General features: G+C 72.2%; 21 protein-coding genes. 17 read left to right on the top strand and 4 right to left on the bottom strand.

All coding sequences use genetic code 11. From position 1 onward, the window contains the following. The first annotated feature begins 263 nt into the window (after window positions 1-263). The 3 genes from AB0E90_RS08565 to AB0E90_RS08555 all read left to right on the top strand — a co-directional run bounded on the left by AB0E90_RS08565 (window position 264) and on the right by AB0E90_RS08555 (window position 1,733). Entirely contained in the window at window positions 264-503 is a 240-nt protein-coding gene (locus AB0E90_RS08565) for a hypothetical protein (RefSeq protein WP_360401455.1), read from the top strand. Between the two features lie 85 nt (window positions 504-588). Continuing rightward, a complete protein-coding gene (locus AB0E90_RS08560; protein ID WP_360401452.1) occupies window positions 589-1,428 on the top strand; it encodes a helix-turn-helix transcriptional regulator in 840 nt (279 codons plus the stop codon). Window positions 1,429-1,475: 47 nt separating this feature from the next. Continuing rightward, window positions 1,476-1,733: a hypothetical protein gene (locus tag AB0E90_RS08555; RefSeq protein WP_360401449.1), complete on the top strand. Its 258-nt coding sequence runs from the start codon at window positions 1,476-1,478 to the stop codon at window positions 1,731-1,733. Window positions 1,734-1,815: 82 nt separating this feature from the next. Here the strand turns inward: AB0E90_RS08555 and AB0E90_RS08550 are convergent, their stop codons facing one another. Beyond that, the gene (locus AB0E90_RS08550; RefSeq protein WP_360402447.1) at window positions 1,816-4,026 is read right to left on the bottom strand and encodes an ROK family protein; all 2,211 of its coding nucleotides are present in this window, start codon (window positions 4,024-4,026) and stop codon (window positions 1,816-1,818) included. A gap of 240 nt (window positions 4,027-4,266) precedes the next feature. Between AB0E90_RS08550 and AB0E90_RS08545 the strand changes: the two genes are divergently transcribed. The 5 genes from AB0E90_RS08545 to AB0E90_RS08525 all read left to right on the top strand — a co-directional run bounded on the left by AB0E90_RS08545 (window position 4,267) and on the right by AB0E90_RS08525 (window position 10,434). After that, entirely contained in the window at window positions 4,267-5,559 is a 1,293-nt protein-coding gene (locus AB0E90_RS08545) for an MFS transporter (protein WP_360401446.1), read from the top strand. 12 nt (window positions 5,560-5,571) lie between these two features. Beyond that, window positions 5,572-7,338: a glycoside hydrolase family 3 N-terminal domain-containing protein gene (locus tag AB0E90_RS08540; RefSeq protein WP_360401443.1), complete on the top strand. Its 1,767-nt coding sequence runs from the start codon at window positions 5,572-5,574 to the stop codon at window positions 7,336-7,338. A 110-nt stretch (window positions 7,339-7,448) separates the two neighbouring features. Then, window positions 7,449-8,945, top strand: a complete 1,497-nt coding sequence (locus AB0E90_RS08535) for a DHA2 family efflux MFS transporter permease subunit (protein WP_360401440.1) — start codon at window positions 7,449-7,451, stop codon at window positions 8,943-8,945. A gap of 107 nt (window positions 8,946-9,052) precedes the next feature. After that, window positions 9,053-9,532, top strand: a complete 480-nt coding sequence (locus AB0E90_RS08530; protein WP_360401437.1) for a hypothetical protein — start codon at window positions 9,053-9,055, stop codon at window positions 9,530-9,532. A gap of 80 nt (window positions 9,533-9,612) precedes the next feature. Continuing rightward, entirely contained in the window at window positions 9,613-10,434 is an 822-nt protein-coding gene (locus AB0E90_RS08525; RefSeq protein ID WP_360401434.1) for an oxidoreductase, read from the top strand. Here the strand turns inward: AB0E90_RS08525 and AB0E90_RS08520 are convergent. Both AB0E90_RS08520 and AB0E90_RS08515 read right to left on the bottom strand, forming a co-directional pair. Continuing rightward, on the bottom strand, window positions 10,431-11,396 hold the full coding sequence (locus tag AB0E90_RS08520) for a L,D-transpeptidase (RefSeq protein ID WP_360401431.1): 966 nt from the start codon (window positions 11,394-11,396) through the stop codon (window positions 10,431-10,433). The genes AB0E90_RS08525 and AB0E90_RS08520 overlap by 4 nt on opposite strands. A 57-nt stretch (window positions 11,397-11,453) precedes the next feature. Next, the gene (locus tag AB0E90_RS08515) at window positions 11,454-11,984 is read right to left on the bottom strand and encodes a TetR/AcrR family transcriptional regulator (RefSeq protein WP_360401428.1); all 531 of its coding nucleotides are present in this window, start codon (window positions 11,982-11,984) and stop codon (window positions 11,454-11,456) included. Between the two features lie 71 nt (window positions 11,985-12,055). On the opposite strand from AB0E90_RS08515, the gene AB0E90_RS08510 reads away from it, so the two are divergent. Next, entirely contained in the window at window positions 12,056-13,066 is a 1,011-nt protein-coding gene (locus AB0E90_RS08510) for an aldo/keto reductase (RefSeq protein ID WP_360401425.1), read from the top strand. On the opposite strand, the gene AB0E90_RS08505 is transcribed toward AB0E90_RS08510, so the two are convergent. Beyond that, on the bottom strand, window positions 13,067-13,843 hold the full coding sequence (locus AB0E90_RS08505; protein ID WP_360401422.1) for an AbfB domain-containing protein: 777 nt from the start codon (window positions 13,841-13,843) through the stop codon (window positions 13,067-13,069). A gap of 332 nt (window positions 13,844-14,175) precedes the next feature. Between AB0E90_RS08505 and AB0E90_RS08500 the strand changes: the two genes are divergently transcribed. The 8 genes from AB0E90_RS08500 (at window position 14,176) to AB0E90_RS08465 (ending at window position 25,768) form a co-directional block, all read left to right on the top strand. After that, a complete protein-coding gene (locus AB0E90_RS08500; RefSeq protein WP_360401419.1) occupies window positions 14,176-15,240 on the top strand; it encodes a hypothetical protein in 1,065 nt (354 codons plus the stop codon). A gap of 162 nt (window positions 15,241-15,402) precedes the next feature. Beyond that, window positions 15,403-16,326 carry a DUF5995 family protein gene (locus tag AB0E90_RS08495; RefSeq protein ID WP_360401416.1) on the top strand — a complete coding sequence of 308 codons (924 nt, stop codon included), beginning with the start codon at window positions 15,403-15,405 and terminating at the stop codon, window positions 16,324-16,326. 69 nt (window positions 16,327-16,395) lie between these two features. Next, window positions 16,396-17,739 (top strand): ferric reductase-like transmembrane domain-containing protein, encoded by a 1,344-nt coding sequence (locus tag AB0E90_RS08490; RefSeq protein ID WP_360401413.1) that lies wholly within the window; start codon window positions 16,396-16,398, stop codon window positions 17,737-17,739. Between the two features lie 16 nt (window positions 17,740-17,755). Beyond that, window positions 17,756-18,241 carry an FMN-binding protein gene (locus tag AB0E90_RS08485; protein WP_360401410.1) on the top strand — a complete coding sequence of 162 codons (486 nt, stop codon included), beginning with the start codon at window positions 17,756-17,758 and terminating at the stop codon, window positions 18,239-18,241. Between the two features lie 64 nt (window positions 18,242-18,305). Then, on the top strand, window positions 18,306-19,226 hold the full coding sequence (locus AB0E90_RS08480) for an ABC transporter ATP-binding protein (protein ID WP_360401407.1): 921 nt from the start codon (window positions 18,306-18,308) through the stop codon (window positions 19,224-19,226). A gap of 85 nt (window positions 19,227-19,311) precedes the next feature. Beyond that, the gene (locus AB0E90_RS08475) at window positions 19,312-19,983 is read left to right on the top strand and encodes an ABC transporter ATP-binding protein (protein WP_360401404.1); all 672 of its coding nucleotides are present in this window, start codon (window positions 19,312-19,314) and stop codon (window positions 19,981-19,983) included. After that, window positions 19,980-23,108 carry an ABC transporter permease gene (locus tag AB0E90_RS08470; protein ID WP_360401401.1) on the top strand — a complete coding sequence of 1,043 codons (3,129 nt, stop codon included), beginning with the start codon at window positions 19,980-19,982 and terminating at the stop codon, window positions 23,106-23,108. Before AB0E90_RS08475 ends, AB0E90_RS08470 begins: the two co-directional genes overlap by 4 nt. Then, window positions 23,105-25,768 (top strand): FtsX-like permease family protein, encoded by a 2,664-nt coding sequence (locus tag AB0E90_RS08465; protein ID WP_360401398.1) that lies wholly within the window; start codon window positions 23,105-23,107, stop codon window positions 25,766-25,768. The genes AB0E90_RS08470 and AB0E90_RS08465 overlap by 4 nt, the downstream gene beginning before the upstream one ends. Window position 25,769: the final 1 nt, after the last annotated feature.

The raw sequence follows: 25,769 nt of genomic DNA, 5'->3' as shown, positions 1-25,769 counted from the left end.
ACCGCAGGTTCGCTAATCCAGCGGTTCTGTTACCTCTCCGTGACCCTCTTCTCTGAATATGCACTCCTATGCGCTCGGATGCAATCCTCATGCTCATGAGAGAATTTCATTCCTCGTGCTTCGTCACAATGCGTATGCAAGAACGGCACTTTTGTCTCGTTGGGTAGTCAGAAGGTCTATCGTGTCGGCCGTCGGTGTGGTTAGGTGGGCGGCGCACCGGAATATTCGACGATCGACTTGACGAAGCGCCTATTCTGTCGCGTGTGAACTTCGACAATCTGGGCGCGTCGGACACTGTGGTTCCCGCGCCGAAGCTGACCCTCGTGACGACTCTCTGCGGCGGGGGCAGCTGCCCGACCGTTTACCGGACCGACCGGGGCACGCTGGTCGTGCAGGGATACACGGTCACGGCCAACGACGTTGACGTCGATCTTCCCGCCGGTGAGCAGCTGGTGGAGATTCCCGCCGAGCTGCTGGCCGCGGCTATGCAGGCGGGCGAATAATAGGGATCTCAGATCGGGTCGGAAGGGGGCGGAGGTCGTGGCTGACTCGCTCTCTTCCGCAGATCAGCCTATCGAGTCGGTCGGAGTGGTTCTCGCCCGATGGCGACGGCGCAAAGGGCTGACCGGGCAGGCGCTCGGTGATCTGGTCGGCATGAGCCAGGCCAAGATCTCACGCCTGGAGAACGGTGTGGTTGCCGCCGATCCGGTTGACGTCAAGCTGCTGGCCGAGGCGCTCGGCATGCCGGCCGGCGACGTGGAGCGGGTCGTCGCGCTCGCCGAGAGCGCGGACAACCGGCTCACCGACTGGAACTCCATTCAGCCGGGTCTGGCCGATCGGCAGAAGCAGACCGGCAAGATCGAGGAGCAGGCGACCGAGATCCGGGTCTTCCAGCCGGCGGTCGTGCCTGGTTTGGCGCAGACCAGCGAATACGCCCGCGCGATCCTCTCCGCGCTCAAGGACGAGCTGGACGACTCGGAGATCGCCGACTCGCCGGCCGCGGTGTCCGAGGCGGTCAGTGAGCGCATGCGGCGCGCCGAGATCCTCAGCCAGCCGGGGCGCACGTTCCACTTCCTGTTGACCGAGCAGGTGCTGCGCAACCGGGTCTGCGAGCCGGCGGCCATGGTCGCGCAGATCGCCCGCCTTCGTGAGCTGGCCGCCTATCCGAACATCCAGTTGCGCATCATCGCGGACGACGCCGAGTTGCCGGTCGCGCCCTATCACGGGTTCTACGTCGCCGATGATCGCTGGGTCAGTGCTGATCTCTTCGACTCCAGTGTGATCTCCAAGGGTCGCAAGATCATTCACTCGTTCCGGCGGGTCTTCGATGCGCTCGAGGGGGTGGCGGTGACCGACGTCAGCGATCTCCTCAACCGTTACCAGACGCATTACGTGCGGATGTTGCTGTCGAACTCGCAGGCGAGCTGAAATTTTCGGTGCTTGCCCGGTTTCGCCGGTGTTTCTACGGTGGAGTCATGACGAACCACAAGGACGCCGACTTCACGGTCGCGGCCGAGGGTCCGCCGGCCACCCCGGAGCCCACCTCGCGCCTGGTGATCACCCTGTGCGGCGGCGGTACATGTCCGACCGTCTACTCCACCGATCGCGACACCGTCCTGGTGCAGGGCAGCGCGGTCACCGGCATCGCCGTCCCGGACGGCGAGCTGCTCGTCGAAATCCCCCGTGAGCTGCTCATCGAGGCCGCTCGCCGGGTTCAGGAGCAGGATTCCTGACCCTGGTTCACCCCTCTGTCCCGCTCGATGATGCGCGGTTGACCACCGCGGCCGACATGCCGCCAGATCGGTGCGGCCCTGATCAGATGAGGGATTCCACCGCGCCGATGATCTCGGCGTCGGCACCCAGTTCGGCGGGGCGGACGGTCAGGGCGGCGGCCGCGGCGGGGGCGCAGTGGCGGTGCAGGGACTCGCGGATGCCGTCGACCACGTGGGGGCCGGCCTCGATGAAGCGGCCGCCCACCACCACGACCTGCGGGTTCAGGGCGTTGCACAGGGGGGCTACGGTGCGGCCGATCAGGCGGCCGGCGTCCAGCAGGGCGCGCTGGGCGGGGCGGTCGCCGGCGGCTACCAGTTGCAGGAAACGCTCCTCCGACGGTGGGCCGCCCAGCGGCAGGAAGTAGCGCGGGGACAGGTAGGTCGAGAGGCAGCCGCGGCTGCCGCAGATGCACAGCGGGCCGACCTCGCGCACGTTCAGGTGGCCGACCTCGCCGGCGTAGCCGATGGCGCCTCGGTACATCCGGCCGCCGGCCAGGATGCCGCCGCCGGTGTACTGGTCGGCGCGCAGGTACAGCACGTCGCGGGCGTCCCGGGCGGCGCCCCGGCGGGTTTCGCCCAGGGCGGCCAGGTGGGCGTTGTTGCCGGCGGTGGCCGGCACGCCCAGGACCTCGGCGACCTGTTCGGCGGGGGAGAAGCCGGCGAACATCGGCAGGACGCCGCGCGGGCCGAAGAGACCGGTGCGCGGGTGTACGGGGGAGGGCACGCTCACCGCCGCGGCTTTCAGGCCGGACAGGCCGTGCTCGGCGAGCAGGGAACGGGCCAGTTCGGCGGCGGTGCGGATGGGCGGCTGGCCGGACAGGGACATCGGCTGGGGCTGGAACGCCGAGTGGAGGCGGGTGCCGGCCATGTCGGTGATGATCGCCTGGACGCCGTCGGGGCGGACGGCCAGGCCGGCGAGCAGGCCGGGCGCCGTCACGACCCGGAAGTGCGGGGAGGGGCGGCCGGAGCGGCCCTCGCCGGGCGGCGGGTCGCATTGTTCGACCAACTGGTCGGTGACCAGGGTGTCGAGGAGGTCGGCGACGGCGGACCGGGGCAGGCGGGTGACGCGGGCGATGTCGCTGCGGGGCAGGACGCCGCGGCGGCGCAGCAGGTCGAGGACGGCGTCGCGGCGGTGGTCGCGCTCGTGGGTGGTGGCCGAGACGCCGCGGGCAACCGCGGTGCCGTGCAGGGCGGCGGTCACCGCGCCGATCAGGGCGGCCCGGTCGCCGAGCTCGCCGGCTCGCACCTCCAGGGACTCGGCCACCTCCGGCTGGGCGTAGCGGCGGACCGAGTCGGCGACGCCGGCGACCAGCGGGCCGTGTTCGGTGATCAGTGGGCCGTCCAGCACGACCAGGGCCGGGTTGACGGTGTTGGCCAGGTCGGCGACCACCCGGCCGATCATGCGGCCGGCGTCGGCGAGGACCCGCTCGGCGATCGCGTCGTTCGCGGCCAGCTGGACGGCGCGGACGGCGGTGACCTCCTCGCCGTACATCTCGGTGAGGGACGCCAGGATCTCGCGCGGTGACGCGATGGTCTCCAGGCAGCCGCGGTTGCCGCAGCGGCACAGCGTGCCGGTCTCGTCGACCTGCACGTGGCCGATCTCGCCGGCCACGCCGCTGGCGCCGTGCTGGACGACGCCGTCGAGCAGCAGGCCGCAGCCGATGCCGGTGGCGATGCGCAGGTAGAGCACGTCGCGGCGGCCGTCGGCGACGCCGTGCCGCAGCTCGCCGATGAGGGCCAGATCGGCGTCGTTGCGGATACCGACCGGGTAGCCGAGGCGCTCCTTGAGAAGAGCGGCGGGATGCAGGCCGGCCCAGCCGGGCAGCACGCTGCTGGGCTGCACGACGCCGCCGGCGATCGGGGCGGACAGGCCGGCCATGGCGGCCCAGACCCGGCGGCCGGCGACCACCTCGGCGATCAGAGTGGCGAGGGCGTCCAGGGTGGCTTCGCCGGCGTCGCGTTCGGCCAGGATCTGCCCGGTCAGGTCGGCGGCTGCCACGCGTACACCCGAAGCGGCAACCACCGCGCCCACCACGACGCCCGCGTTCGCGCCCAGGGTGAGTGATCGGGCCGGACGGCCCGGCCGGCCTCCGTCGGCCGACGCCTCCTCCTCGGCGAGAACGTCCTCGTCGAGCAGCTCGGTCACCAGCGCGTTGACGGTGGCGCGGGCCATGCCGGTGCGCCGGACCAGCTCGGTGCGCCCGGCCCGGCCGGCCTCGCGGACGGCGGCCAGGATGAGGTCCCGGTGCTGCATCACGCCCCCCATTTTGCTGGGTTTAGACATTACTCCGTTCGATTCACAGGAACCAGAGTCGCAAAACCGGCAAAGCTCGCGTGATGATCACCACGTCGAGCCGAATCAGGGGTCGAATAAGGGCTTTCGGGCGCTGGTTTGGCGTTAATCCGCTCGATACCTTCGCTGTATCAGGTGGTAACGAGCAGCCGGCGCCGCGAAACCTGACAGTTCTCCAAGCGCTAACCGAAGAGGTGTGCGATGACCGCTGTCGAAACCGGCCGGGCCCGGCAAACCGCCCCCGCCCCCGTGGCCGATGAAAACACCCCGCCGAACGCCCCGGCCCGCCTCATCGCGGCGATGGCCCTCGCACAGTTCGGCGCCTACCTCACGATCCTGACCCCGGTCGTGGTGACGCTCTCCATCCGGGTCGCCCAGATCGCGCCGGACAGCAAGACGTCCGCGCTGAGCACGGTGCTCTCCGTCGGCGCGCTTCTGGCGCTGATCGGCAACCCGTTCTTCGGCGCCATGTCCGACCGCACCACCGCCCGCATGGGCCGCCGCCGCCCGTGGCTGATCGGCGGCATGGTGGCCGGCTTCCTGGGTCTGCTCGTGGTCGCCACCGGCTCGAACATCGCGACGCTGACGTTCGGCTGGGCCCTCGCCCAGCTCGGCGTCAACGCCACCCTGTCGACGCTGACCGCCCTGATGCCCGACCAGATCCCGGCACGTCAGCGCGGCCGGGTCGGCGGCATCCTCGGCCTGATGACCTCGGTGGCCATCCTCGGCGGCACCGCCCTCGCGGCCGCGCTCTCCGGCCGTACCCTGCTGATGTTCATGGTCCCGGCCGCCGTCGGCGTACTCACCATGATCGTGCTGGTGGTGGTCCTCAAGGATCGGCCGGCCGCGCCGGGGGTCTTCGGGCGGTACACGTTCAAGGAGTTCGTGCGCACGTTCTACGTCAACCCGCGCCTGCACCCGGACTTCACCTGGAACCTGCTGAGCCGCTTCCTGATCTGGACGGGCCTCAGCTGCCTCACCACCTACCAGGCGTACCTGCTGATCGACCGGTTCGGTTACACCACCGACAACGTGGCCACCGGCGTCCTGATCTCGACCCTGGTCACCACGGGCGGCCTGGTCGTCGGCTCGAGCATCGGCGGCTGGTTCTCGGACCGTTCCGGCGCCCGCCGCCCGTACGTGCTCGGCGCCGGTCTGGTGGTGGCCGTTGCCCTGGCGCTCACCGCGTTCGCCCAGAGCTTCGGGCTGTTCCTGGTGGCAGCCCTGATCTTCGGTCTCGGCGAGGGTGTCTACCTGGCTGTCGACCTGGCCCTGGCCACCGAGGTGCTGCCCAACCCGGACGACGCCGCCAAGGACATGGGCGTGCTGAACATCGCGAACGCCCTCCCGCAGTCGCTCGTCCCGATCCTGGCCGCCCCGATCCTCGCCATCGGCGCCGGTACGGCCTCCAACTACAAGCTGTTGTTCCTGCTCGGCGCCGTCGTGGCGGTCGTCGGGTCGACGCTGGTCCGCATGGTCCGCGGCGCACGCTGAAAGGTCAAGATCATGAACAAGTACGAGAACCCGGCCCTTCCGCTCGAGGAGCGCGTCTCCGACCTGCTCGCCCGGATGACCCTGGCGGAGAAGGCCGGCCTGATGTTCCACACCATGGTGGCGGTCAACCCGGACGGCACGCTGCACGAGCCGGCTTCCGCAGGCGGCATGTTCCCCTCGACGAAATGGCTGGTCAGCGACAAGCTGATCACCCACCTCAACATCCTCACGTTGGCGCCGGTGCCGCCGCAGAAGATCGCCGAGTGGCACAACCGGATCCAGGAGCTCGCCGCCGGCAACCGCCTCGGCATCCCGATGACGATCTCCACCGACCCCCGGAACGGCACCATCGACAACCCGGCGGCCTCGGCCGCGGCGGGCGGCTTCTCCGCCTGGCCGGAGCCGATCGGCCTGGGTGCCAGTAAAGACCCACAGCTGGTTCGGGAGTTCGCCGACGTAGTACGCCGCGAATACCTGGCCACCGGCATCCGGGTCGCCCTGCACCCGATGGCCGACCTCGCCACCGAGCCGCGCTGGGCCCGCACGAGCGGCACGTTGGGCTCGGATCCTGCACTGGTCGCCGAATTGGTCGCCGCCTACGTGAAGGGCCTCCAAGGCGATGCCCTCGGCCCGGACAGCGTCGTTGCGATGGTCAAGCACTTCCCGGGCGCCGGACCCCAGAAAGACGGAGAAGACGCCCATTTCCCGTACGGGCGGGAGCAGGTCTACCCGGGCGGGCGCTGGGATGATCACCTGAAGCCGTTCGAGGCCGCCTTCGACGCCGGGGTCGCGCAGGTCATGCCCTATTACGGCATGCCGGTCGACACCGAGCACGAAGAGGTCGGCTTCGGCTTCAACAAGGGGATCATCACCGGGCTGCTGCGCGAGCGCTACGGCTTCGACGGCGTCGTCTGCACCGACTGGGGCCTGATCACCGACGCCGACGACGTGATGGGCGCGCCGATGCCGGCCCGCGCCTGGGGCGTGGAGGACCTCGACCGGCTCACCCGGATGCAGCGGATCATCGACGCCGGCGCCGACCAGTTCGGCGGCGAGTTCTGCCCGGAGCTGGTGGTGGAGCTGGTCGAGCGGGGCCGGGTCAGCGAGGAGCGGATCGACGTCTCGGCCCGCCGCATCCTGCGGGACAAGTTCCGCCTGGGCCTGTTCGACGACCGGCGCTACGTCGACGCCGCGGCGACCGCCACCACCGTGGGCACGCCCGCCTTCCTGGCGGCCGGCCTGGAGGCCCAGCGCCGCTCGGTCGTCGTGCTGTCGGCGGAGAACCTGCCGCTGGCCGAGGGCATCGCGGCCTACATCGACGGGGTCGACCCGGTCGTGGCCGGGCGCTACGCCAAGATCGTCGACGACCCGGCCGAGGCCGACGTGGCGATCGTCCGGCGGGGCGCCGCCTACGACAACACCCGCGGCCAGGGGTTCGAGGCGTTCTTCCACGCCGGCCGGCTCGACTGGACCGACGGCGAGATCGCGTCGCTGCTCGACCTGGCCGGGAAGCTGCCGACCGTGGTGGACGTGATGCTCGACCGGCCGGCCGTGCTCACCCGGCTCGACAGCAAGGTGGCCGGGCTGGTCGGCACGTTCGGGGTCAGCGACGAGGCGATGCTCGACGTGCTGTTCGGGCGCGCGGCCGCCACCGGGACGCTGCCGTTCGAGCTGCCCTCGTCGATGGCCGAGGTCGAGGCGTCACGCGAGGACGTGCCGAACGACACGGCACACCCGCTCTACCCGTACGGACATGGGCTTTTCTGGCCTGCTCGCTGAGCCGTCGGTTGCAAATGGGGGGCGCGTGAGCGCCCCCCATCAGTTCGTGCGCCCCAGAGCCGAAGCCCACGGGGAAGGCCCCTCTCGCCGCTCTCTGGAAAGGCGCTCGATTGAGTACCGCAACCGAACTGTCCCGTCCGGCCACGCCGCCGCCCGCCGCCACGCCCGGCGGTTCCGGCCGCTGGTGGTCACTCGTCGTCCTGGCCATGGCCCAGCTCATGGTGGTGCTGGACGCCACGATCGTGAACATCGCGCTGCCCAGCGCCCAGCAGGACCTCGGGTTCTCCACCGCCGACCGGCAGTGGGTCGTCACCGGTTACGCCCTCGCCTTCGGCAGCCTGCTGCTGCTCGGTGGCCGGCTCAGTGACTTCTTCGGCCGTAAGCGGATGTTCCTCATCGGCCTGACCGGTTTCGCGCTCGCGTCCGCGCTCGGCGGCGCCGCCAACGGCCTCGAGATGCTGATCTTTGCGCGCGCCCTGCAGGGTGCGTTCGGCGCGGCGCTGGCCCCGGCCGCCCTGTCGCTGCTGTCCACCACGTTCACCGACCCGGCCGACCGCGGCAAGGCGTTCGGCATCTTCGGCGCCATCTCCGGCGCCGGCGGCGCGGTCGGCCTGCTGCTGGGCGGCGTCCTGACCGAGTACCTGTCGTGGCGCTGGTGCCTCTACGTCAACCTGCTCTTCGCGGTCGTCGCGTTCATCGGCGCGACGCGCAAGCTGCAGGACGAGAAGATCGCCAACCGCGACCGGATCGACATCCCCGGCGCGATCACCGCCATCGCCGGCCTCGTCGGCCTGGTGTTCGGCCTCGGTAAGGCGGAGACCGACGGCTGGAGCGCCCCGATCACCCTGATCCCGATGATCGGCGGCCTGGTCGTGCTGATCGCCTTCGTGCTCATCGAGATGCGCGTGCCGCACCCGCTGCTGCCGCTGCGCGTCGTGCTCGACCGCAACCGCGGCGGCTCGTACATCTCGATCGGCGTCGCCGGCGCCGGCATGTTCGGTGTCTTCCTGTTCCTGACCTACTACCTGGTCGCGTTCCTCGGCTTCAGCCCGATCCAGACCGGCCTCGCGTTCCTGCCGATGCTCGCCGCGATCATGCTGTCCGCGACCACGCTCGGCGCGCTGCTGACCCCGAAGATCGGCCCGCGCCCGCTGGTCCCGGCCGGCGGCCTGATCGCGGCGGCCGGCATGGCCTACATGACCCGCCTGGACCTGGACTCGTCGTACGCGTCCGGCGTCCTGCCCGGCCTGATGATCATGGGCCTCGGCATGGGCCTGATCTTCGCCCCGACGCAGAACGCCGCCACCAGCGGCGTCGACCACCACGACGCGGGCGTCGCCTCGGCAATGATCAACACGGTCCAGCAGATCGGCGGCTCGATCGGCACCGCGCTGCTGAGCTCGTTCGCGGCCAGCGCGGCCACGAACTACATGGTCGGCAAGGCGCCGACGGCGCTGGTCCAGGCGCAGGCTCAGCTGGCCAGCTACCACACCGTGTTCTGGTGGTCGGTCGGCTTCTTCCTGGTGGTCGCCCTCGTGTCGGCGGTGACGTTCCGCAGCGGCCCGCTCGACATCGACCCCGACGCCCCGAAGGCAATGGCCCACTGACGCAGTTTCCTCAGGTGATCCCCGGTCGTGCTCAGGCACGGCCGGGGATTTCCGTTTGCCCGGCAGGCTTACCGTGACCTCGGCCCATCGATCAGAGGACATGGCTTATGGCCGGCAACGTGGTGCAGGTGGTGGGTCTGGTCGCGGTGCTGGTGGCGTTGTATTTCAGCGCTATGCAGACCAGAAAACTGCAGAAGCAGCTCAACCTCACGAACCTGTTCAACCGGTACGAGGCGCTGAACCACGCGAGCGAGCGCTACGACGCCGGGCTGGCCATGCTGTTCGAGCGCCCGGAGCTCCGGCCGTACGCCTTCGACCGGAAGCCGCTCGACCTCGACGGGGCGGACCTCGCGCGGGCGCTGATCGTCGCCGACCAGATGGCCGGAGCGGTCGACCACGCCCTGCGGGTCGGCGAGCGCTTCCCGGACGACCTCGCCGGCGACTGGACCCCGGTCGCCGAGTCGATGGCGCAGAGCCCGCTGTTCCGCGCCATCGTGCACGAGAAGCGCCCGGAATTCCCGGACCTCGCCCGCTTCTTCCCGCCCGAAGCCGAGCCTGATCCGCCCGCCCTCGCGAGCATTGCCTGAGGCGCACGATCGGGTGACGGGGGGTCGGAAAGGCGACCGGCACGGTTCGCGGTGGGGTGGTCACTGTCGATAATCGCCGCATGTCGCGAAGGACTGTGGTGGTCACGGGTGCGTCCAGCGGGATCGGTGCGGTGGTTGCGCGCCGGTTGGGGGAGATGGGCTTCGCGGTTTATGCGGCGGCTCGGCGGGTCGATGAGGTGCCCCGGGCGCCCGGGGTCGTCGCGGTGCATGCCGACTGCACCGACCCGGCGTCGCTGGAGGATCTGGTCGGGCGGGCGGCCGGCGAGACCGGGCGGATCGACGTGCTGGTCAACAACGCGGGGTACGGGGCGTTCGGCTCCGTCGAGGAAGTGCCGGCCGAGGAAGCCCGGCGGCAGTTCGAGGTCAATGTGTTCGGGCCGGCGCGGCTCACCCAGCTCGTCGTGCCGCACATGCGCAAGCGCGGGCGCGGGCGGATCGTCAACGTCACGTCGGTCGGCGGGCGGATCTACGAGCCGCTTGGTGGGTGGTACCACGCGTCGAAGTTCGCGGTCGAAGGGCTCAGCGACTGTCTGCGGATGGAGTTGGCGCCGTTCGGGATCGATGTCGTCGTGGTCGAGCCGGGCTCCACCCGTACCGGCTGGGGGTCGGTGGCTCTGGCAGGCTTGTTGGCCACGTCCGGGTCGGGGCCCTACGGCGAGCAGGCCAAGGCGCTGGCTGCCTCGCACACGTCGGCCGCCGACAACCCGCGGATCACCTCCTCGCCGGAGACGGTCGGTGAGGTGGTGATCCAGGCGGTGCGGGCGCGGCGGCCGCTGACCCGGTATGCGGCCGGGACCGGGGCGCGGCCACTGCTGCTGGCCCGGCGGTTGTTGCCGGACCGGGCGTTCGACGCCCTGATGGCGCGGGCGTTCGGAGTCTAGGCGGTCTTCAGCAGGCCGCCGGCCGACCAGGTGCTCCACGGCAGGTTCCAGTCGCCGTAACCGTCCCAGCTCGGCATCGTCGGGCCGCCGGTGTTGGTGAAGACGGACACGTCGCCGACCTGGGCGAAGTTGAAGTAGCGCTGGGCGTCGGCGACGTTGAGGTTGGTGCAGCCGTGCGAGGTGCTGCGCTCGCCGATGTTGCCGCCGTTCCAGCTGGCGGCGTGGAAGAACTCGCCGGAGTTGGTGATGCGGACCGACCACGGGACCTTCTCGTCGTACCCCGGGCCGGTCATGCGTTGGACCTTGACCTTCTGCATCACGACTTTGGTGCCGCTGAACGTGGGGGTGCTGGCCTTGCCGAGCGAGACCGGGAAGCTGAGCACCTGCTTGCCGTCCGAGGTGACGACCATGCGCTCGGTGTGGCCGTCGACCTTGGTGATGTTCGCGGCGCCGGTGTTCATGTCGAGGGTGAGGCTGTTGTCGAACGCCAGGTCGGTGCCGGCCGGCTGACCCTTCGTGGCCAGGTCCATGTGGATCTTGGCGTGTGCGGGCCAGTATTTCTCGGGGCGGTAGTGCGCCTCGAGCGGGTAGTCGGCGTAGATCGCGGACTTCTGGAAGAACCAGGCGCCCCCGGCCGGCTCGCCGTTGACCGTGACGGTCGTGGCGGCCGCGAACGCGTGCGCGTCGGTGATCTTCTTCGAGAGATAGGCGATGATCGGCATGCCCACGCCCCAGGTGGATCCGTCGCCCTCCAGCAGCCGCACGTGCACCGGCTTGCCGGCCGGCGCCGACGGCGAGGCCGGCACGTCGGCGGACGATCCGGCGGACGGCGCGGCCGAGGAGCCCTGGTCGGCCTGCCAGGAGCCGCCGGACGACGACTTGCCGCAGGCCGCAGGCAGGGCGAAGGTCACCGCGAGCATTGCCGCCGTCACTGCGGAGCGCCAGGTCCGAGATCGTTTCATGACTGCGACGATGCTACGAATCGGGCGGATCCGCCAGGCGCGGACCACGACAAGGCATTAACCGGTGAGGATGCGGCGGGCGGCGGCCAGCAGGTGGTCGCGGAAGTCCTCGTCGTCGAGGCCGGCCACGGCCGGGTCGGCGCCGGCCATCATCAGGCCGGCGCTGATCACCGCCATGCGCACCCGGCTGCCCGGGTCGGGGGCGGTGCCGCCGAGCAGGCGGCGGATGCGCTGCAGGTTGCGCAGCGACGGGTGCGAGCGCAGCAGGCGGATCACCACCGGGTCGAAGCTCAGCGTCGATGACACCCGGCGGAACTCGACGATCAGGTCGACCACGCCGGCCAGCACCGCCTCGCGGCGGGCCGGGTTGCCGCGCTGGGACTCGGCGTGGTCGGCGATCGGGCCGAAGCGGTCCAGCGCCGGAGAGAGCACCGCGAGCACGATGTCGTCCTTGCTCGGGAACTGGTGGTAGACGGCGGCCTTGGTGACGCCCAGCCGGTCGGCGATCATCTGCAGCGACGTGCCGCTGACGCCGTACGTGGCGAACAGGTCGAGCGCCGCGACCAGCAACCGCTCCCGTGCCTCCATGAAATCGCACCTTACGGGCCGCGGAAAGCGGCGTTGACCTGGAGTGCGCTCCAGGTCATAGCGTGGGATTCATGCAGACGATCGAACTCGGACGTACCGGAACGCAGGTCAGCAAGCTCGCCTTGGGCGCGATGCAGATGGGCAACGCGACCAGCGAGCCGGACTCGATCCGGATCCTCGACCGCTACCGCGAGGTCGGCGGCTCGTTCATCGACACCGCCGACTGTTATGAGTGGTGGGCGCGCCGGGAGAGCCGGGGCGGGGAGAGCGAGGAGTTGCTGGGGCGCTGGCTGCGTGCCGGCAACCGGCGGGACGAGGTCTTCCTCGCCACCAAGGGCAGCGCTCTGCCGCATTACTCGCCCGACCTGTGGGCGGCCGACGGCACGCCGGACTGGGAGCTGGCGGGGCGCACGTTCGCCGGGGCGGGGGCGAAGACGCTGCGCGACGCGCTCGACGGGAGCCTGCGCCGGCTCGGCACCGACCACGTCGACCTCTATTACATCCACGTCGACGACAGGGCGACGCCGCTCGAGGAGACCTTCGAGGCGCTCGCCGGGTTCGTCGAGGCCGGCAAGGTGCGTTACCTGGGCTGGTCCAACGTGCGCACGTGGCGGCTCGAGCGGATCCGCGGGTTGTGCGAGCGCAACGGGTGGCCGCTGCCGGTGGCGATCCAGCAGCAGCACTCCTATCTGCGGCCCAAGGCCGGCCTGGACACCGCCTCGATCGTCGGCGCCGAGCAGCTCGACTATCTGCGCGACCACGACGACCAGACGCTGGTGGCCTACTCGCCGATCGTCAAGGGCGTCTACGACTCGGCGGCCAAGCGCACCGGGCACTGGATGATGGCCAACTACGCCGGACCGGACGCCGACGCCCGGATCGCCGCCGTCGAGCAGGTGGCCGGCGAGGCCGGGGTCACGCCGAATCAGTTGGTGCTGGCGTGGCTGATGCACCAGAGCGCGCCGCGGGTGCTGCCGCTGATCGGGCCGCGCACGACGGCCCAGTTCGAGGACGCGCTGCCGGCCCTCGACGTGAAGCTGACCGGCGACCAGCTCGACCGCCTGGACGCGGCCGGCGCCTGACTAACCCAGGGCCGCCCGTGTCACGAAGGCCGTGCCGGCGCCCTCGTCGAGGTGGACGATGCCGCCGCTGTCCAGATGCAGGGCCCGGCCCGGATAATTGATGGATTCCAGAAAGACGGCCGCGCCGCCGTGCGTGGACGCCGGGCAGAACGTGGCGTCCTTGCCGAACAATTCCGGGCTTTCCCGCCGGTTGCGCTGCTCCAAGCGGAGCACGAAGTCGCGATGTCGCAGGAAATAGCCCGGATAATTAACGGATTCGAACGAAATGCAACCGCGGCCGGTCAGTCCGGTGCGGACCACGAAGCTGGAGTCGGCCTTGTCGAGGGCGCTGCTCGACGAGCCGATCCGGTCGGCGCGGGCGACGAAGTTGCGGTGCCGCAGGCGCAGCCCCGGATCGCCGTCGATCGACAGGCCGACCCGGGCGCCGGCGACGAGGGCGACGGCCGGGACCGCCGGCTTGGTGGTGCGGGTCGGTGACGGCCAGGCCGGGCGGGTGGAGTGTGCGGCGACCGGGGTCGTGGTGGTCGCGATGACCACCGGGGGCGGGGCCGCGGAACTGCTGGCCGGGGCGGGCAGCAGGGAAACCGGGGTCAGCGGCGCCAGCGTCGGGAAGGCGAGTTCCTGGGCGGTCGTGCCGGGCGGCTCGTCGCCGGCCGTCGTGACCAGCAGGGCCATCACGCCGGCCACGCCGGCGACGACCGCGGCGCCGCAGGTGAGCAGCACCCGGCGGGCCTGCGCGGAGGTCTCGGCCGGACGGGCCGGCGGACGGACCGGCAACCTCGGACGGTACGGAGTCAGGGCGGTCGATGGGACTTCGGGCCGGGGTTCCTGGAACCAGCCGCCGATCCGTAGATCATTCAGCTCGTCCTCGTCGGGCATCTAACATCCGCTCCTGCGCCGGCGGGCCTAAGCCACTCTTAAACTCTCGAAAAGGCATTCTTGCGGCGAAAGACTCGAATGGCAAGGGTGCGGCTTAAGCCCATCTTTAGCTTCGTCCTGAACGTCTCCTCGGGAAATCGAACCGACAGGTGGTGTCTCTGCGTATTGACGATCGACGCCATACGCAGCCGGACACAGGGGATGCCCGGCCGTACCAGGGAGACGATCGCGTGGACGGCTCCGCATCGAGTGATCTCGACACCCCGGTTCCCGACCCCGACCCCGCGCCGGAGGGGCTGCCCAACATCGCCGACTACTGGCCGGACGCGCCGCACCGGATGGGGCCGGCCGCCGACTGGTATCCGGATCAGGCCGAACCGGCGGGGGCGGCCTCCCCGCCGTACACCCAGGAACCACAACCGACGCAGCTGATCAGCCCGCCGCCTCGCGCGCGGCGGCGCGGCCTGCGCGTGCTGCTCGCGGCGCTCGCCGTCCTGGTCTTCGTCGGTGGCAGCGCGCTGGCACTGGCCCGGCTGGTGCTGCGCCCGGCGCCGTCGCCGCCGGCCGGCGTGACCGCCCAGCCGGCGACGCAGCAGCCCGACGGCGCCGTGCCGGACCAGCCGAACGCGCCGGTGTCGGTGCAGCCGGCGCCGAGTGCGACCGTTGCCCCGAGCGCGGCGGTGAGCGCGACGCCGACCGCGACCGCGTTGCCGTTCACGTCGGGCACCTTCGAGCTGAGCGGCAACGTCATCGAGCTGAACGTCAGCATCGCCGACCTCGGCAACGAGCCGGTGCGGTTCAGCACGCCGGCCGGCAGCGGGTTGAAGCCGCAGCTCAGCCGGGACGGCGGCACGGTGAAACTGGACCCGAAACCGGACGGCAGCGAGGGCAACGGGCGGGTGGACGTGCAGCTCAACGGGAAGGTCACCTGGTCGATCCGGATGGGCGGCGGAGTGACCCGGGGGAACTTCGCCCTGACCGGCGCCAAACTGCGGCGCATCGACCTGGTCGGCGGCGCCTCCCGGATCGCGATGACGCTGCCGACCCCCGGCGAGACGATGCCGATCAAGATGTACGGCGGGGTGAACAACTGGCAGATCACCACCGCCGACAAGGTGCCGCTCAAGGTTCTGCTGCGCGACGGCGCCGGCAAGGTGACGCTCAACGGCAAGACGAGCAACGGGCTCAAACGCAACGCCCAGCTGAACGTCGACGGCGGCGACGGGGTCGAATCGGGTGGATTCGGCATCGACGCGGTGGGCGGCATCGGCACGCTGACGGTGGCGCCGGACTGAACCACCGGATCCTTCGAAATCCCAAGCTTGGTCTGACTTTTCCGTTGTGATCGACTCGGATAGTGACCGGTTCAGCACGTACAGGGATGTGTCGGATCTCCCGCGGACAGGTTGCCGACAAGGTGCTGGTTCCGCGGGGGCGCCGTGCTCACCCTGTTTGACATGACGACAACGTTCGACCGGGAGCTCGTGCGCGGCAGCGCCGACCTGTTCAAGGAGAAGCGGCAGGAATTCTCCGCGCTCGGGATCCCGCCGGGCCGCGGCTGGGACCCGCTGCGGGACCGGATGGGCGAGTGCCTCGCGGATCATCCGCAGGGCATCGCCGGGGTGATCAAGAAACTGGTGATCACCCAGGAGATCTTCGACGAGCTGCCGCCCAGCCCCACCGCCAACCGGGTCTCGGCGTTCAACTCGCTCTACCTGACGATCACCCGGCGGGTCGACCTGGCGCTGACCACCAACGCCAACGAACCCGCCTTCCTGGAACTGCTCGACATCGAGTTCGCGAAGCGCTACTTCGCCGCCCTCGACCTGTGGAACTGCGACGACGAGGCCACCCCCGACGTGTGGGAGGTGCTGTTCAAGCGCAGCCACGACGTGCGCATGTCGCGGCTGGCCGCGGCGATGCTCGGCGTCAACGCGCACATCAACCACGACCTGGCGCTCGCGCTGATCGGCACGTGGAACGAGGTGGGCGCGCCGGTCGACGACGTCATCCACCCCGACTACCTGCTGGTCAACGAGATCTTCTACGAGGAGATCCCGCCGCTGCGGCGCGGCTTCTCCACCCGCTGGCAGAACGAGCTCGACGTGCTCGTCGGCCCGCTCGACGACTGGTCGCAGCGGATCCTGGTGCGGGCGACCCGGGCGCACGCCTGGGACCAGGGGCGGCACCTGTGGGAGCTGCGCAACGAGCCGGACGACTTCGAGCAGGCGCGGCGGACGATGGACCGGGCGGCGTCGCTGGTCGCCGAGTGGGCGATCGCCGGCGACCGGCTGCTCAGCGGCGTCGGCGCCGGGCTCGCCGGCGCCTGGGATCTGATCAGCAAGCCCTTCGACCGCGGGGAGAAGCCGATCAGCGCCTGACCCTGTTTCTTACGAAGTTCCTAGACAGGACGACGCTGATTTTTACCGGGCGGGCCGATCGTTGACGGCATGACGACCACCGCGCGGGCGCTGATCGCCGCGCCCCGGTGGTGGTCCGACCTGGCCGGGGTGGCGGCCGGCACCTCGCTGCTCGTGGTCACCACGCTGTGGGTGGGTGCGGGCGGCATTCAGAACGCCGATCGGATCACCTCGATCGGGCGGCTGACCGGGCTGTGGGCTGCCGACCTGCTGCTGCTCCAGGTCCTGCTGATGGCCCGGATCCCGATCGCCGAGCGGGCGTTCGGGCAGGACCGGCTGGCGCGCTGGCACCGGTGGGCGGGCTTCTCCTCGTTCTGGCTGATGGTGGCGCACATCGTGCTGATCACTCTCGGCTACGCGGGCGCCGACCACGCCGATGTGCTCGCCGAGCTGTGGGACCTGACCTGGGATTACCCCGGCATGCTCCTGGCCGTGGCCGGGACGCTCGCGCTGATCATGGTGGTGGTGACGTCGGTGCGGGCCGCGCGACGGCGCCTGCGCTACGAGTCGTGGCACCTGATGCACCTCTACGCCTACCTCGGCGTCGGGCTCGCGTTGCCGCATCAGCTGTGGACCGGGGCGGATTTCCTGGCCTCGCCGGGGGCCACGGCGTACTGGTGGACGCTCTACGCGGTTTCGGCCGGGGCGGTCATCGCGTACCGGATCATGCTGCCTGCCTGGCGCAACTGGCGGCACCGCCTGGTGGTCTCGCGGGTGGTCCCGGAAGGGCCGGGGTTGATCTCGGTCTACCTGACCGGGCGTGCGCTGGGGCAGATGCCGGTGCGGGCCGGGCAGTTCTTCCAATGGCGCTTCCTCGACGGGCCCGGCTGGTCACGCGCCCATCCCTACTCGCTCTCGGCGACCCCGCACGGCGGGATGCTGCGCATCACGATCAAGGAGCTGGGCGACGGGAGCGCTCGCGTCGCCGGGCTGCGGCCCGGGACGCGAGCCATCATCGAGGGCCCGTACGGCAAACTGACCTCCGAGACGTACGGCGGGGGACCGGTCACGCTCCTCGGCTGCGGAATCGGTGTCACGCCGCTGCTGTCGCTGCTCGGTGAGTTGCCGTACCGGCCGGGGGAGGCGACCTTCGTCTACCGGGCGCGCAGCGAGGCGGAGGTCGCGTTCCGCGAGGAGCTGGAGTGGTTCGCCAGGCAGCGCGGCGTCCGGGTGATCTTCCTGCTCGGGCCGCGAGGCGACTCCTGGCTGCCGGCCCGGCAGGCTGATCTCACGGCGGCGCAGATCGCGCCGGACGTGGCCCGGTCCCAGGTCTATCTGTGCGGGCCGGACGCGTGGACGGCGGCTGCCCGCACGGCCTGCCGTGATGCCGGGGTGCCCGACGCGCGCCTGCACACCGAGGTCTTCTCATGGTGACCCGGGAGGGAATCGGATGCGCCGCATAACGCTGTGGCTGTTCTCCACGGTGGCCGCCGTGGTCCTGCTGTTCAGCTACCGGACCAGCACGAACGGCGGCGGCCCGGCGTCGGTGGCCGCGGTGGCTCCGGCCGCCGGCCCCACGACGTCGCCCGATGCCGGTTCGCCCAGCGCCGGTTCGCCCAGCGCCGGTTCGCCCAGCGCCGGTTCGTCCGGGAGTGGGCAGACCTTCACCGGCTCGGTGGCGCAGACCCGCTGGGGGCCGGTCCAGGTCAGTATCACGGTGTCCGGCAAGAAGATCACCGATGTCGCGGTGCCGACCTATCCCAGCGAGAACGGCCGCGACGTGGAGATCAACGCGCGGGCGCTGCCGATCCTGCGGCAGGAGACCCTGGACGCGCAGAGCGCCGACATCGACACCGTCTCCGGGGCTACCGTCACCAGCGACGGCTACCTCGAATCGCTGCAGGCGGCCCTCGACGCGGCCCATCTCTCCGGATGACTTGATCTCCGCTGGCCGACCGGTTGTATGGTGAGCGCCGTCACGGCGGGCCGGAGGAGGAGCGATGTCGGCGACACCACTGTCCCTGCCCGCCGCGCCGCCGCCCGCGCCCGAGTTCGGGGCCGACGCGCTGATCGTGTGCGAGAGCCTCGTCCGGATCTATCAGACCGGGCCGATCGAGGTCCAGGCGCTGCAGGGGCTCGACCTGATCGTCGACAGCGGCGAGATGGTCGCCGTGGTCGGGGCGTCCGGGTCGGGCAAGTCGACCCTGCTGTCCATCCTCGCCGGCATCGACGCGCCCACCGCCGGGCGGGCCCGGGTCGACACGTGGGACCTGCTGGCGATGTCCCGCGCCGACCGGGTGCGGTATAGGCGGCACACGGTCGGCTTCGTTCGCCAGCAGACCGCCAGCAACCTGGTCTCCTATCTGACCGCGCGGCAGATGGTCGACCTGCCGATGACCGCCGCCCGGGTCACGCCGAAGACCCGCTCGGCGCGCAGCATCGAGCTTCTCGGCCTGCTCGGCGTCGCCGACTGCGCCGACCGGCGGCCGGGGCAGCTCTCCGGCGGCCAGCAGCAGCGGGTCGCGATCGCGGTGGCGCTCGCCAACGAGCCGCGCGTGCTGTTCGCCGACGAGCCGACCGGCGAGCTGGACTCCGCCACCGCGGCCGAGGTGTTCGGGGCGATGCGCGACGTCAACCGCGAGCTCGGCGTCACGGTCGTGGTCGTCACCCACGACCCGGCGGTGAGCGGCCAGGTGGAGCGCACCGTGGCGATCCGGGACGGGCGCACCAGCAGCGAGGTGCTGCGCCGCACCGCCACCGCCGACAACGGCGACACCCACGTGATCGCCGAGGAGTACGCGGTGATGGACCGGGCCGGCCGGGTGCAGATCCCGCGCGACTACCGCGAGGTCCTCGCCCTGACCCGCCGCGTCCGGCTCGCTCTCGAGCCGGACCACGTCACGATCCGGCCGGACGCATGACCGCCTGCACCGAGCGGCACCCAGCCGCACCCTTCGACGGCCTCGCAGGCGAGGGCCAGAAGGGCATGCGAAAGGTGAGCGCGGCATGAGCATTTTGACGGTAAGCGGTGTGCACCGGACGTTCGGCGAGGGGCCGGCCGCCGTGCACGCGCTGCGGGACATCTCGTTCGAGGTCGAGGCGGGCACGATGGTCGCGCTCGTCGGTCGCTCCGGGTCGGGCAAAACCACCCTGCTCAACATCATCGGGGGTCTCGACCGGCCCGACGACGGCACCGTGACGGTGGACGGCCTCGACGTGACCGCCATGGACGAGACAGCCCTATCCGATTTGCGGCGGGCCCGGGTCTCGTACATCTTCCAGAGTTTTGGTCTGATCCCGGTCCTGTCGGCGGCGGAGAACGTCGGCGTGCCGCTGCGTCTCGCCCGGGCCGCCGCCCCGGAGCGGGAACAGCGCGTCGACCTGCTGCTGCGGCTGGTCGGCCTGGAAGGCCACGCCCGGCAGCGGCCCGGCGAGCTCTCCGGCGGTCAGCAGCAGCGGGTCGCGATCGCCCGGGCGCTCGCCGCGTCGCCCCGGCTGCTCATCGCCGACGAGCCGACCGGCCAGCTCGACGCCGAGACCGGCCGGTCGGTCATGGCGCTGCTGCGCGGCGTCGTCGAGTCCGAAGGCGTCACCGCGCTGGTGTCCACCCACGACCCGGTGATGATGGCGCTCGCCGACCGGGTCATCCACATCGCGGACGGACAGCTGGCCACGTGATCGCGCTGCTCCGGCGGCGTGCGCGCGCCCAGTGGCCGCTCCTGCTCAGCCTGCTCACCGTCCTCACCCTCGGCGCCACCCTGCTCGGGGTGTCCGCGCTGCTGGTGACCCGCACCTCGGAGCGCGCGGTCGAGGTCGCGGCGTCCCGGGCCGAACCGGACGACGTCCAGGTCACCGCGTACACCGTGACGATCGCGGCGGCCGACACCCGGTCGGTCGCGGCCGACACCCGGTCGGTGCTCGCCTCCTCGGTGGCGCCGTTCACCGCGACCATGTCCACCCGGGCGTCGTCGGTGATGCGCAAGCTGCCGTCGCACACGGACGACGCGCGGAGCCTGCTCAGCGAGGTCTACCTCTCCGGGATGGACCGGCTGGCGGACAAGGCGAGCCTGGTCGCCGGGCGGTGGCCGCAGGGCCGGTCGGACGCCGGCGGGCCGATCGAGACGGCCCTGCTCGACAACACCGCGCGCCTGCTCGGGCTGAAGGTGGGCAGCCGGGTCCACCTCGGCGCCGAGATCGGGCGCGACCCGGCCCCGCCGATGGACGTGATCGTCGTCGGGCTGGTGCACCCGCTGCCCGACGCCGGCTGGGACCGGGATCCGCTCGGCGGCGCCGGCTACGACCCCGACCCCAAGGACGCGGTGTACGCCCAGGACGTCAACGCGTACGGGCCGTTCCTGGTCGGGCTCGACGATCTGCTCGCCAGCGGCTCCGCCCTCGACCGGCTCGAGGTCACCGCCCGGCCCGACCTGTCCGCGCCGACCGGGCCCGCTCTCGACCGGCTGACCGCCTCGCTGATCGGCGCCGACCGGCGGCTCGGAGGCACGCTCGGCGACCGGGTGGAGATCGAACGGGTCTCCTCGCCGCTGCCGCAGACCCTCCTCGACGCCCGCAACCAGCAGGAACTCACCGCCGGGTCGGTGCTCGCCCTCGCCCTGATCGGCATCCTGCTGACCGCGATCGCGCTGGCCCTGGCCGGGCGGCTCGCCACCGGCGTACGGGCCGGGGAGAGTGAGCTGTTCAGCGCGCTCGGCGCCGGTCGTGGCCAGCTCGCCGCCGTCGCCGCGGTCGAGGCGGCGGTGCTCGCCGTGCTCGCCGCCGCCCTGGCCGTGCCGGCCTCGTCCGCGCTGCACGCCCTGCTCACCCACCTGGCGCCGCTGTCCGGCGCGGGGCTCGCCACCCGGCCGGCCGTCACCCCCGCCCAGGTGCTCGCGATCGCCGGCGGCGCGCTGGCCCTCGCCGCGCTGCACGTGGGGCTGGCCGTGCGGCCCGCGACGGCCGGCGGTCACCGCGGGCGCCGGGAGCTGCTCGCCCGCTCCGGCGCGGACGTGTTGCTCTTCGCCCTGGCCGCGGTCGGCTGGTGGCAGCTGCGGGCGCAACCCGCGGGCGCCGGGTCGCGGGCTGACGTCGTACGCGTGCTGGCTCCTGCTCTGCTCCTGGCCGCCGGTGTCGCGCTGACCCTGCGCCTGCTGCCGCCGCTGCTGCGGCGGGCCGAACGGCTCGCCGGACGGGCCCGCGGGCTGGTCCTTCCGCTCGCCGCGTTCCAGGCCGCCCGCCGGCCGCAGGCGTTCGCGGCCGGGCTGCTGATCGGGCTCGCCTGCGCCTCCGCCACGTTCGGCGCCGCGTTCGGGGCCACCTGGAACCAGTCGCAGCACGACCAGGCCGACCTGTCCGTCGGCACCGACCTCGCGGTCACCCTGGACGCGCCGCCGGTGGCCGGGCAGAGCGCGGCGGTCGCGGCGGCCACCGGCGGGGTGCTCAGCCCGGTCGCCGACCACAACATCGCGGTCGGGCAGTGGCTCGGCGGGTCCGGCGCGTCGCCACGCTTGATTGCCGTCGACACCCGGCGGGCCTCGGCGCTGCTGCGCGGCCGCGGATCGGCGACGGTGGCGGACGGGATCGCGCCGTCGGGCACGGTGACCGGCCCGTTGCTCGCCGGGGCCCCGACGATCGCCGGCACCGCGACCCGGGACACGCCGGTCTTCGTGACGCCGCGCCTGCTGCTGCAGGACGACACCGGGCTGCGGACCGCGTGCGCCGGGCTGCCGATGGCGCTGGACGGCCGCCCGCACCCGATCACCGACTGCACGTTTTCGAAAGGCCTTCGGCTGGTCGCGGTCGCCTTGCCGGTCACCGCGGACTGGGAGGGGCAGCCGAACAGTGGCATCGACGTCACGATCATGCTGCCCGGCCCGGCTGCCGCGCCGTGGACCGCCCGCGCCGCCTCGCCGGAGGCGGCCCAGCTCACCCAGCCCTCCGTCGCGGCCACCGGTAACCGGCTGCGGCTGCGCGCGAACGTGCAGTTCGCCGATCCGGCCGACCTCAGCCGGGTGCTGGTCGCGACCACCTTCGACGATCCGGGGCCGGTGCCGCTGGCCGTCTCCGAGCGTTTCGCGCACGACGTCAACGCCAAGCCCGGCGCAGAACTCAGCCTCACCTTCGGCCTCTCGCCGATCGCCGCCGTGGTCACCACGATCGTGCCGGTCGTCCCGTCCGCGCCCGGTGAGCCCGCCGCCCTGGCCGATCTGGACATCCTCTCCCGGGCCCTGGTCGCGCAGGGCGACTTCGACTCGCCGGTCACCGCCTGGTGGGCCGCCAACCCCCGCGACGGGGCCGCGGCGGCGGCCGGCCGCCTGCATCTGGGTTCGGTCAGCACGCGTACGGCGGAGACCGCGCGCCTGGTCGGCAGCCCGCTGCGCGCCTCGCTGCCCGCTGTCCTCAAGGTGCTCGTCGCCGCGGCCCTCGCGCTGCTGCTCGGCGGCGTCGTCCTGCACGTGGCCTACGACGTTCAGCTGCGCGCGCTCGAGGTCGCCCGGCTGCGCGGCCTCGGCATGTCCCGGCGCGACATCCGGGCCGCGCTGCTGTTCGAACACGCCGCCGTGCTCCTGCCGCTGATCGTCGCGGGCGCGCTCATCGGCGCCATCGCGACCTGGGCGGTTGCGCCGCTGCTGATCCGCTCCGACACCGGCGCCGCGCCGGTGCCACCCGCGGCCGCCCAGTGGCCCCTCGCGGCGGAGGGGGCGCTGCTCGCCCTCCTGATCATCGGCGCCGGGCTGGCCGTGTTCGCCGTCGTCACCGTGCAGGCGCGCCGGGCCGACGCCGCCCATCTGCGGGTGAGCTCGTGATTCCGCTGCATTGGCCCAGCATCCGGGGCCGCGCCCGTGCCGATCTCGGGCCGCTGCTGCTGGTCGCCGGGGTCGTGCTGGTCGTCACGCTGCTCGCCGCGGCCGTGCCGCCGCTGATGCGGACCACTGCCGACCAGGCGGCCCGGGAAGCGATCCGCCGGGCCGGAACCGACGCCGCCGTGCAGGTGCAGGCCCGCTGGGAGGACGACTACGGCCCGAACGGCGGCCGGCTGCGCTCCCCGGCGCTCGCCGAGGACGTCGACGACTTCCGGACCCGGGCCGAGGACGCCCTCGACCCGGGCCTGCGCGCCGTGCTCAAACCGCCGGTCACCACCGTCTCCGCGGTCACGCTGCAGGTCACCGACGGCAGCGTGCAGCGGCACTTCCAGGTCGACTACGTGCAGAACGACCACGGCGGGCCGGCCGTCACCTGGGTGATCGGGCACGCGCCGGCCGGCACCGTGACCGGCGGGGTGGAGATCCCGCTCAACGGGCCCAAGTGGGAGGTCCAGGTCGGTCTGTCCGAGGTGGAGGCGGCCGCGCTGAAGCTGCGGCCGGGCGACCACGTGCCGGTGCAGGACGACCTGCGTACGCCGTACAACGTGCTGGTCAGTGGCATTTTCCGGCCGGTGGATCCGGCCGATCCGGCCTGGCTGACGGTGCCGTGGGTGCTGGGGCCGGTCGCCGACGTGGACGGCGCCGGCAGCACCCGGCTCGGTGGCCTGATGACGGCCGACTCGCTTCCCGACGGCCGGCTGGCGTTCCTGCCGGACCAGCTGCGCCGCACCGTCTGGTTCAGCGCCGACCCGGACCAGGTCACCTGGGAATCGGCCCAGCGGCTGGCCGCCACCGTCGCCGAGCTCAAGGGCACCTCCGCCTCCTCCGGGGAACGCGACGACTCGCTCAAGTGGGACACCCAGCTCGACGGTGTGCTGCGCGACGTCCGCGCCCAGGTCGACGCGGCCGAGGCACAGGCGTCGGTGCTGCTGATCGCGGTCCTCGCCGGGGCGGTGCTGGTGCTGCTGCTCGCCGCCGACCTGCTCGCCCGCCGCCGCAACCCGGCGCTGACCGCGGCCCGGCAGCGCGGCGCCGGCCTGCCTGCCCTCGCGGCCGAGCTGCTGCTCGAATCCGTCGCCGTGACCGTGCCCGCCGCGGCGATCGGGCTCCTGCTCTCGTGGGCGCTGGCCGGGGGAGCGGCCCTGCCCTGGGCCACACCGGTCGTCGTGTGCGCGCTCGCGGCCAGCCCGGCCTTCGGCATCCTCGCGGCCGCGCGGGCCACCCGGGACCGGCGGGCGCCCGCGAACCGCTCGGCCCGGCTCTGGCAGCACCGCACCGCCCAACTGCGCCGGGCCGCGATCGACGCCGCGGTGCTGGCCGCCGCGGCCGGCGCGATCGTCGCCCTGCGCCAGCGCGGCATCAGCGCCGGGGCGGACACCGCGCTGCCGGCCGGCGCGCCCACCCTCGGCGTCGTCGCCGGCACGCTCCTGCTGCTGCGGCTCATGCCGGCCGGCACCGGCCTCGCCCTGCGGCAGTCGCTGCGCTCCCGGCGGCCCCTCGCCGTCTTCGGGGCCGCCCGCGCCGCCGCCACCTCCACCCGTGTGCTGCCGCTGCTCGTGCTGACCACGACGGTCGCGCTCGCCGGGTTCGCGGTCACCCTCGACACGACCACCGCCCGTGGCATGGCCGACGGCGCCTGGCAGACCGTCGGCGCCGACGCCCGCCTCGACGTCGGCCCGGACACCACCGCCCCGACCGAACGGATCGCCTCCGCGCCCGGCGTCACCCAGGCGGTCGCCGCCCAGGTCTTCGCGGGCGTCCGGGTGATCGCCGGCGGCAACTCCCTGACGCCGGCCCTGGTGCTCGTCGACGCCACCGAGTTCCAGCGGCTGCTCGCCGCCACCCCGCTGCCCGACGCCCCGGACCTGACAAAGCTGAGCGGAGGTGGCATGCGCGCCCTGGTCCGCTCCGCCGACGGCAGCCTCCGCCCGGGCATGGCCCTGGACGTGCGCCTGCCGGACACCAAGCCGGTCGAGCTCACCGCCGTCGGCATCGCGCCACAGGTCGGCACGGCCACCGACGTGATCGTGGTGGACGCCGGGTCGGGGCTGCCCTACAAGCCGGACACGGTCTGGGCGACCGGCCCCGGCGCGGGCCGCGCCGTCACGGCCGCGGCCGGCGGCGGCCACGTCCTGGTGCGCGCCGACGTGCTCGCCGACCGCCGCTCCCTCCCGCTGAACTCGGGGCTGGCCGCCCTCGAACGGGCCGCCGCCGTGGTGCTGCTCCTGCTCGGCATGCTCGGGTTCGCGCTGGCCGCGGCGGCCAGCGCGCCGGCCCGTTGGGAGACCCTCGCCCGGCTGCGGACGCTCGGACTGCGGCCCCGCGACACCCACCGCGTCGCCGCCGGTGAGCTGCTGCCGCCGGTGCTGGCTGCCGCGGTGTGCGGGCCGCTGCTGGCGTTCCTGCTGGTGAAGCTGACGTTCGGGCCGCTCGGGTTGAGCACCCTCACCGGCCAGACCGCCGACCCGGCGACCGTGGTGCCGTGGTGGTTCGCCGGGGCCGGCGCGGTCGTGCTGGCCGGCACCCTGGTCGCGGTGGTGGCCGCCGAGGCCGTCGTGCGCCGCCGCCAGGGGCTCGGTGAGGTGCTGCGAGCCGGCTCCTGAC

It is taken from the genome of Actinoplanes sp. NPDC026619 (assembly GCF_040638295.1).
GTDB lineage: Bacteria > Actinomycetota > Actinomycetes > Mycobacteriales > Micromonosporaceae > Actinoplanes.
This window is presented reverse-complemented; position numbering and strand designations above follow the sequence as displayed.

Excerpts from the sequence above, each read along its gene's own strand:
- AB0E90_RS08555 (WP_360401449.1), top strand. The coding sequence starts at position 1,476 with ATGACGAACCACAAGGACGCCGACTTCACGGTCGCGGCCGAGGGTCCG.
- AB0E90_RS08550 (WP_360402447.1), bottom strand. The coding sequence starts at position 4,026 with ATGCAGCACCGGGACCTCATCCTGGCCGCCGTCCGCGAGGCCGGCCGG.
- AB0E90_RS08545 (WP_360401446.1), top strand. The coding sequence starts at position 4,267 with ATGACCGCTGTCGAAACCGGCCGGGCCCGGCAAACCGCCCCCGCCCCC.
- AB0E90_RS08540 (WP_360401443.1), top strand. The coding sequence starts at position 5,572 with ATGAACAAGTACGAGAACCCGGCCCTTCCGCTCGAGGAGCGCGTCTCC.
- AB0E90_RS08530 (WP_360401437.1), top strand. The coding sequence starts at position 9,053 with ATGGCCGGCAACGTGGTGCAGGTGGTGGGTCTGGTCGCGGTGCTGGTG.
- AB0E90_RS08525 (WP_360401434.1), top strand. The coding sequence starts at position 9,613 with ATGTCGCGAAGGACTGTGGTGGTCACGGGTGCGTCCAGCGGGATCGGT.
- AB0E90_RS08520 (WP_360401431.1), bottom strand. The coding sequence starts at position 11,396 with ATGAAACGATCTCGGACCTGGCGCTCCGCAGTGACGGCGGCAATGCTC.
- AB0E90_RS08515 (WP_360401428.1), bottom strand. The coding sequence starts at position 11,984 with ATGGAGGCACGGGAGCGGTTGCTGGTCGCGGCGCTCGACCTGTTCGCC.
- AB0E90_RS08510 (WP_360401425.1), top strand. The coding sequence starts at position 12,056 with ATGCAGACGATCGAACTCGGACGTACCGGAACGCAGGTCAGCAAGCTC.
- AB0E90_RS08495 (WP_360401416.1), top strand. The coding sequence starts at position 15,403 with ATGACGACAACGTTCGACCGGGAGCTCGTGCGCGGCAGCGCCGACCTG.
- AB0E90_RS08490 (WP_360401413.1), top strand. The coding sequence starts at position 16,396 with ATGACGACCACCGCGCGGGCGCTGATCGCCGCGCCCCGGTGGTGGTCC.
- AB0E90_RS08485 (WP_360401410.1), top strand. The coding sequence starts at position 17,756 with ATGCGCCGCATAACGCTGTGGCTGTTCTCCACGGTGGCCGCCGTGGTC.
- AB0E90_RS08480 (WP_360401407.1), top strand. The coding sequence starts at position 18,306 with ATGTCGGCGACACCACTGTCCCTGCCCGCCGCGCCGCCGCCCGCGCCC.
- AB0E90_RS08475 (WP_360401404.1), top strand. The coding sequence starts at position 19,312 with ATGAGCATTTTGACGGTAAGCGGTGTGCACCGGACGTTCGGCGAGGGG.